Origin of the sequence: Candidatus Pelagibacter communis, assembly GCF_001180165.1 — a bacterium.
GTDB classification, from domain to species: Bacteria; Pseudomonadota; Alphaproteobacteria; order Pelagibacterales; family Pelagibacteraceae; genus Pelagibacter; species Pelagibacter ubique_P.
The window spans coordinates 1-8,062 of the sequence record NZ_CVSQ01000032.1; the positions used below are offsets into that span (position 1 = coordinate 1).

The 8,062-nt window shown below is 31.4% G+C and carries 5 protein-coding genes and 1 pseudogene; all 6 read right to left on the bottom strand.

The genetic code is table 11. The features are described from left to right. On the bottom strand, positions 1-1,389 hold a 1,389-nt coding region (gene atpA / locus AMN88_RS02015; protein ID WP_075536195.1), incomplete at its 3' end, for a F0F1 ATP synthase subunit alpha. Continuing rightward, on the bottom strand, positions 1,390-1,947 hold the full coding sequence (atpH, locus tag AMN88_RS02020) for an ATP synthase F1 subunit delta (RefSeq protein WP_075536196.1): 558 nt from the start codon (positions 1,945-1,947) through the stop codon (positions 1,390-1,392). Positions 1,948-2,055: 108 nt separating this feature from the next. After that, positions 2,056-4,011 carry a replication restart helicase PriA gene (gene priA, locus AMN88_RS02025; RefSeq protein ID WP_075536197.1) on the bottom strand — a complete coding sequence of 652 codons (1,956 nt, stop codon included), beginning with the start codon at positions 4,009-4,011 and terminating at the stop codon, positions 2,056-2,058. Between the two features lie 22 nt (positions 4,012-4,033). Continuing rightward, the gene (lpdA, locus tag AMN88_RS02030) at positions 4,034-5,434 is read right to left on the bottom strand and encodes a dihydrolipoyl dehydrogenase (protein ID WP_075536198.1); all 1,401 of its coding nucleotides are present in this window, start codon (positions 5,432-5,434) and stop codon (positions 4,034-4,036) included. Continuing rightward, positions 5,435-6,757, bottom strand: coding sequence for a 2-oxoglutarate dehydrogenase complex dihydrolipoyllysine-residue succinyltransferase (gene odhB / locus AMN88_RS02035; RefSeq protein WP_075536199.1), 1,323 nt, complete (start codon positions 6,755-6,757; stop codon positions 5,435-5,437). Between the two features lie 5 nt (positions 6,758-6,762). Continuing rightward, positions 6,763-8,062: pseudogene (sucA, locus tag AMN88_RS02040) on the bottom strand (2-oxoglutarate dehydrogenase E1 component); the annotation flags it as partial.

The following is an 8,062-nucleotide window of genomic DNA, read 5'->3' on the forward strand; positions in this document are numbered from 1 at the left end:
AGCAACGTCTTTTAAATCAATATCGTCAAGATAACCTTTCACTCCACAAAATACTGAAATAACTTGTTCTGCAACAGTCATCGGTGAATATTGTTTTTGTTTTAAAAGTTCAGTTAGTTTAGAGCCTCTATTCAAAAGCTGCTGAGTAGATGCATCTAAATCAGATCCGAATTGAGCAAAAGCTGCCATTTCTCTGTATTGTGCTAACTCTAGTTTCATTGAACCAGAAACTTTTTTCATCGCTTTTGTTTGAGCTGATGAACCAACCCTAGATACTGATAAACCTACGTTAATTGCAGGTCTTATACCTTGGTTAAATAGTTCTGTTTCAAGGAAAATTTGTCCGTCTGTAATTGAAATAACGTTAGTTGGAATAAACGCGGATACGTCTCCTCCTTGTGTTTCAATAATTGGCAGTGCAGTAAGTGATCCACCTCCATGTTCGTCACTTAATTTAGCTGCTCTTTCAAGTAATCTGCTATGAAGATAAAATACATCTCCAGGATAAGCCTCACGTCCTGGAGGTCGTCTTAATAGCAATGACATTTGTCTATAAGCAACTGCTTGTTTAGACAAATCATCATAAATTATCAACGCATGCATTCCATTATCTCTAAAATACTCTCCCATAGCACAACCTGTGTATGGTGCTAAAAATTGTAAAGGAGCAGAGTCCGACGCAGTAGCAGCAACGATTGTTGTGTACTCCATAGCTCCAGCTTCTTCTAATGTTTTTTGAATTTGTCTTACTGTTGATCTTTTTTGTCCAACTGCAACGTATATACAATACAGTTTTTGTTTTTCATCACCAGATTCATTGATTTTTTTTTGATTAATAATTGCATCTACTGCAACTGCTGTTTTACCAGTTTGTCTATCACCGATAATTAATTCCCTTTGCCCTCTTCCAATCGGAACTAGACTATCAATTGATTTAAGACCAGTTTGCATTGGTTCACTTACTGATTGTCGTGGAATAATACCAGGAGCTTTTACTTCAACCCTGCTTTTTTTAATTCCTTTATCTAATGGTCCTTTTCCATCAATAGGATTTCCTAAACCATCCACTACTCTTCCTAATAATTCTTTTCCAACTGGAGTATCAACAATATTACCCGTTCTTTTTACTACATCCCCTTCTTTAACATTTCTGTCATCACCAAAAATTACGACACCAACGTTTTCACTTTCTAAGTTTAGAGCCATACCTTTTGAACCATCTGCAAACTCTACCATTTCACCAGCTTGAACATTATCCAACCCATAAATCCTAGCAATACCGTCTCCAACTGATAAAACTTGACCAACTTCTGTGACTTCCGCTTTATCACCAAAATTTTTAATTTGTTCTTTTAATATTTTTGTAACTTCTGAAGGATTTATTTCCATTTATGCCTCTATCATTCTATTTTCGATTTGTTGTAATTTATTTTTAATTGAGGTATCGACCATAGTACTTCCTACTTGTACTACCAAACCTCCTATTAAACTTTCGTCATGTTTGTAGTTTAATTTTATTTTTGAGCTAAAATTTTTTGTTAACTCCTCTGTAATTTTTGCAATTTCTTCATTAGATAATTCTTTTGCTGATTTTAATTCTGCCTTAAGTTCACCTCTTTTTCTTGAACAAATCTCAATAAAGCTTTTAAGAATACGCTCAATAAAAAAGAAACGTCTTTTTTGAATTAAGAAACTTAAAAAATTTTTAAATAAAGCCTCAAATTTATTATTTTCAGAGATTGTATTGATTACTTTTAATAAATCTTCTTGACTTATAGTTGGATCTTTAATCAAATTAAAAAAATCTTCACTTTGCTCAATTAAATTAAGAATAGATGAAGACTGATCTTCGATCTGACTTAAAAGATTGTTTTCCTCTGAAAGTTCAAAAAGCGCAAGAGAATACCTTTCAGCTGAAGTTATTGAAAATCCGGTGTCTTTACTCAACTTGGTTCCTCTATAATGTTGAAGATTATTTAAAAATCACGCCCTAAATAGCATATGACCCTTATGTCTTCAAGTAGCGGATTCGCAAAAAAGGCCTCTTTTTTGCGGTTAATTGAAGTTAATTGGATCAACATCAACTGAAAGTTTTATTCCAGAAGAAAATTTATATTTTGGAATAATTTTTGCGAGAGAGCTTTGTAGTTTCATGGATTTTAAGCCTCTGATTAAAAATCTAATTCTAAATTTTCTCTTTAATCTAAATAATGGGGCATTCACAGGCCCTAATATTTTTCCTTCAATTTTATTTTCAATGAAATTTTTAAAATTAATAGCTTCTTTTTCTAATTTAATTTCATTATCTCCCGTTAGGATTAAAGAAATAAACCTTTGAAATGGAGGTAGTTTATTTTTTTTTCTTATCTCTAGTTCTCTTTCTAAAAAAATATCTGGATTTTTACTTGTAATTTCTGAAATCATCTTAGTATTATTTTCATAAGTTTGAAAATATACCGTTGCTGGTTTTCCTGTTCTTCCTGCACGTCCTGAAAGTTGATGATAGAGCTGCAAATTTTTTTCTGCACTTCTTAAATCATGTCCTTGAGATGAAAGATCAATATCAACAACTACAATGCAATTTAAGCTTGGAAAATGAAAACCTTTCGAAATTAATTGAGTTCCAACTAAAATATGCGTTTCATTATTTATAATTTTATCTATTTTTTCTTTAGAATCTTTTTTATTCATTGTGTCACTTGAAAAAATCTCAATTTTTTTTCCAGGGAATTTTCTTTTTACCTCTTCTGAAATTCTCTCAACACCAGGGCCGCTGAAGATAAATTCACAATTGCCTTCTTTTGTACAGTCCCTTTTAAGATCAGATTTGTATCCACAATAATGACATAATAAGTTATTTTTATTTTTATGATAAACTAAATTGATACTACAATTTGGACATGTGAAACTTGTAAAACACTTATTACATAAAGCATTTGGAGAAAAACCTCTTCTGTTTAAAAAAAACAAAACTTGATCTTTTTTTTCTAAATGTGAATTAACTTTTTCAATAATTTTATTTGATAGCCATGATTGTTTTTCAAGTTTGGTATTATTTAAATTAATAATTTCATAATTAGGTAAAGCTGCGTTTTGATATCTTTCATTTATTCTAGAAACCTCGTATTTACCCTTTTTAATATTTTCAAAAGTTTCTATTGATGGAACAGCAGTAATCAAATTTATTGGAATGTTTTCAAAAGATGCTCTAGAAATTGCCATATCACGAGCATTGTAGGTTATGCCTTCATCTTGTTTAAATGATTGATCATGTTCCTCATCAACAATTATTATTCCTAATTTTTTAAATGGTAAAAATAATGAAGACCTTGCACCAATAATTATTTTTATCTTACCATTAGAAACGCCGCTCCAAATTAATTCTTTCTTTTTTTTTGAAATACCTGAGTGCCAAACTGCGGGCTTAAAACCAAAATATTCTAAAAATTTTTGTTCAAACTGACTAGTTAAACCTATTTCTGGTAATAAAATTAATCCTTGAAAACCCTTCTCTATCAGTGGTTTTAATGCTTCAAAATAAACTAAAGTTTTTCCTGATCCAGTTGTGCCTTGTAAAACATGAACTCTAAATTTTTTATTTGAAGCATTCATTTTTTTTAGAGATTTATTTTGATCACTAGATAGCTTGATTAAGGTTTGTTTAATTTTGCTATCAAATATTTGATAAAGTTGATTTTCTTTGTTCTCTACCGCATTACTAGTTAAGAGTACTAACTTTAAAGCCATACCCTTTGGGATAAGATTATATTTTGCAAACCAATTTAAAAAATTTATTGTATTTTTTTTTAACGGAGTAACGTCTAATTTCTTGATTATATTTTTAGTCTTAAAATTTTTATTGTTATTTTTTTCAAATTCGTCCCAAACAACACCGGTAATTTTTGATTTTCCAAAAGGTACCATTACATAATCACCAACTTTAAGTTTTAAACTACTTTCATAAGTGAATGGATGATTAAAAATATTTGGTACAAGAATCGGATATTTCATATTTTTATAATATGAAAAAAAATTAAGAGTGTATTGCTCTTTTATCTACTGATAAAGCAGCTTCTTTAACTGCTTCAGAAAATGTTGGATGAGCATGACAAGTTCGGGCGATATCTTCTGCACTTGCACCAAATTCCATTGCAACACCAATCTCTGCAATTAATTCTCCTGCATGAGGTCCAATTATATGTGCACCTAATACTTTATCTGTTTGCTCATCAGCTAAAATCTTAACAAAACCTTCCGCATCATCTATGGCCTTAGCTCTTGAATTAGCCATAAACGAAAATTTCCCTACTTTATATTTTTTATTTAATTCTTTTAATTGTTCCTCAGTTTTACCGATTGATGCTACTTCTGGTGTTGTATAAACTACTCCTGGGATTGTATCGTAATTTACATGTCCAGATTGACCAACTATGTTTTCTGCAACTGCTATACCTTCGTCCTCCGCTTTATGTGCAAGCATTGGACCAACAATTACATCGCCTATTGCATAAATATTTTCAACGTTAGTCTTAAAAATTTTATCAGTTTTAATTCTATTTCTTTCATCAAGATCTACTCCTACAGACTCTAGGTTCAAACCATCTGTATTAGGTTTTCTACCAACAGAAATCAAAACAACATCACACTCAAAATTATTTTTATTACCGTCTTTATCTACTGTTGAAACCACTGCACCAGCTGCATTTTTTTTAATTGTTTCAACTTTATTTTGCATATTAAATTTCATTCCCTGTTTTTTTAATATTTTCATAAATTCTGATGAGATTTCTTTATCCATTCCAGGTGTAATATGATCTAAAAATTCAACAACTTGCACCTCAGCTCCAAGTCTTGACCATACAGATCCCATCTCCAATCCTATATAGCCTCCTCCTACTACAACCATTTTCTTAGGTACCTTTTCTAACTTTAAAGCACCTGTTGATGAGACAATTGTTTTCTCATCTATTTCTATTCCTGGTAATGAAACTGGAACTGATCCTGTTGCAATAACTGTTTTTTCTGTTTGGATGATGGTTTCTTTATTTTTATCATCCCTTATTAAAATTTCATTTTTAGATTTAAAACTTCCGTGTCCTTTAAAATAAGTAACTTTGTTTTTTTTCAAAAGAAACTCAACACCTTTTGTAAGAACGGTTACAGCTTTATCTTTGCTTTTCATCATTTTGTCTAAATTTAATTTTACTTCACCAACTTCAATACCTTTGTTTGCTAAACTTTTTACTTTATGAAATTCTTCAGACAGATTAAGTAGGCTTTTTGATGGGATGCAACCAACATTTAAACAAGTACCTCCCAAAGAACCTCTAGACTCTATACATGCAGTTTTTAATCCTAATTGAGCAAGTCTGATTGCACACACATAACCACCTGGTCCACCTCCAATAACTACAGCTTGAAACTTTTCTGACATTTAAATATCTAAAAACAACCTTCTAGGGTCTTCTAAGTTTTCTTTAATCATTTTAAGGAAAGATACAGATTCTTTTCCATCAATAATTCTGTGATCATATGATAATGCTAAATACATAATTGGTCTTATTTTGATTTCACCATCTACAACAACAGGTCTTTCTACTATATTATGCATACCTAGCACTCCAGATTGAGGTAAATTTAGTATCGGAGTTGAAAGCATAGACCCATACACACCTCCATTACTTATCGTAAATGTTCCCCCCTGAAGATCTTCAATGGTTAACTTTCCGTCTCTAGCTTTTTCTGAAATTTCTTTAATATTTTTTTCAATATCAGCAAAAGATAATTCATCTGCATTTCTTAAAACAGGAACAACCAAACCTTTGTCTGTTCCAACAGCAAAACTAATATTGTAATAATTTTTGTAGATAATTTCATCACCATCTATTTCAGCATTTACGGCAGGGAAATTTTTTAAAGCAACCACACATGCTTTTACAAAGAAAGACATAAATCCTAATTTTATCCCATAACGAGATTGGAAATCCTCTTGATTTTCTTTCCTCATTTCCATTACACTGCTCATATCAACCTCGTTAAATGTCGTTAAAAGAGCGGCATTCTCTTGGGCTTGCTTTAATCTTTTCGCAATAGTTTGTCTCAACCTAGTCATCTTAATTCGTTCTTCTTCACCATATTGAATCTTTCTTTCAGATGGTTTTGGATTTGCACCCATCAAACTTATTAAATCTCCTTTTAAAACTCTTCCATCTTTGCCTGAGCCTTGAATTGAATTAATATCAATATTATTTTCAGCAACTATTTTTCTCACTGCTGGAGACAAGGTTGGATTCATATCTCTTTTTGGAGCAACTTCTGTTTTAACTTCCTCTGTTAAGACTAGAGGTTTTTCTTTAGATGTTTTGATTTCTTTTTCTTTAGATGTTTTGATTTCTTTTTCTTCAAATATTTTTGGTTCTTTTTTACTAGCATCTAATTTTATTACATTGTTCTCTTTAGGAGTAATTTGTTCTTTATTTATTTCTTCTTTCTTTTTTGGTGTGGATTTAACCGCCCCACTATCTGCTGATACAGAACCTAATAATGCTCCTACTTCAACAACCGATCCATCTTGTGAATTAATTTCAGTCAATACTCCAGAGATTGGTGATGGCACTTCTAAATTTACTTTATCTGTCTCAAGTTCAACAATTGGCTCATCTGCTTCAACTGCATCGCCTGGATTTTTTAGCCATTTTGCAACAGTCGCTTCTGTTATACTTTCGCCAAGAACTGGGACTACTATTTTTTCACTCATTAAAATTAATCAAATACCTTGTTAATTATTTCTTGTTGTTGAGAATTATGCCTTTTGGCATATCCTGTTGCAGGAGTTGCGTCTGGGCTTCTTCCTATATAAGAAATTTTATTATTATTAGCCTTTAAAGTGTCTAATGTCCATTGGATATAATCTCTTACTGAAAACCAGGCACCCATATTTTTTGGTTCTTCTTGACACCAAAAAAATTGAGCATTTTTAGCATAAGGTTTTAACTCCTTAACTAAAGCTTTTGCTGGAAATGGATATAATTGTTCTATTCTATACATCACAACATCATCTCTTTTTAGCTTTTCTCTAGCATCTAATAAGTCAAAATATACTTTTCCAGAACAAAGAATTACTTTCTTAATTTTAGAACTTTCTTTTAGTTCAATAAATCCTTTAGACTTAGGGTCAATAGCATGGTCCCATAGAACTCTATGAAAGGTATTGTTTTTGTTAAAATCCTCTAAATTTGATACACAGTATTTATTTCTTAATAGTGATTTTGGTGTCATTACAATTAGAGGCTTCCTAAAACTTCTATGCATTTGTCTTCTCAAAGCATGAAAGTAATTTGCTGGGGTTGTGCAATTCATTACCTGCATATTGTCGTTTGAGCATAATTGTAAGAATCTCTCTAATCTTGCTGAAGAATGTTCTGGTCCTTGTCCCTCATATCCATGAGGTAACAACATTACTATACCAGATGCTCTATTCCATTTTCTTTCCCCAGACGCAATAAATTGATCAATTACTACTTGAGCTCCATTTGCAAAATCACCAAATTGAGCCTCCCAAAGAGTAAGAGTGTTTGGTTCCACAAGACTGTAACCGTATTCAAAACCTAAAACCGCAAGTTCAGATAAAAAACTATCTACTACTTCAAAATGCTTTTGATTATCAGAAATATTATTAAGAGGAACATACCTAGAGTTATCTAGTTGATTTCTTAAAACAGAGTGTCGTTGACTGAATGTCCCTCTACCAGAATCTTGTCCTACAAGTCTGACTGGATATCCTTCTTCAAGCAAAGATCCAAAAGCAAGAGCTTCTGCTGAAGACCAATCGATTCCATTACCTTTTTCGATACTATCTTTTCTGGCATTAAATATTTTTGAAATAGTCTTATGAATATTTTTTTCCTCTGGAATACCATTTATTTTATCTGAAATTATTTTTAATTTATCTTCGTCAAACCCTGTTATACCTCTTTTATCTTTACCTCTTTCAGGTTTATATCTTGACCATGTTCCCTCAAACCATTCTATTTTAGGTTTATAATCTTTTGCGCTCTTATAT

Excerpts from the sequence above, each read along its gene's own strand:
- priA (WP_075536197.1), bottom strand. The coding sequence starts at position 4,011 with ATGAAATATCCGATTCTTGTACCAAATATTTTTAATCATCCATTCACT.
- lpdA (WP_075536198.1), bottom strand. The coding sequence starts at position 5,434 with ATGTCAGAAAAGTTTCAAGCTGTAGTTATTGGAGGTGGACCAGGTGGT.
- odhB (WP_075536199.1), bottom strand. The coding sequence starts at position 6,757 with ATGAGTGAAAAAATAGTAGTCCCAGTTCTTGGCGAAAGTATAACAGAA.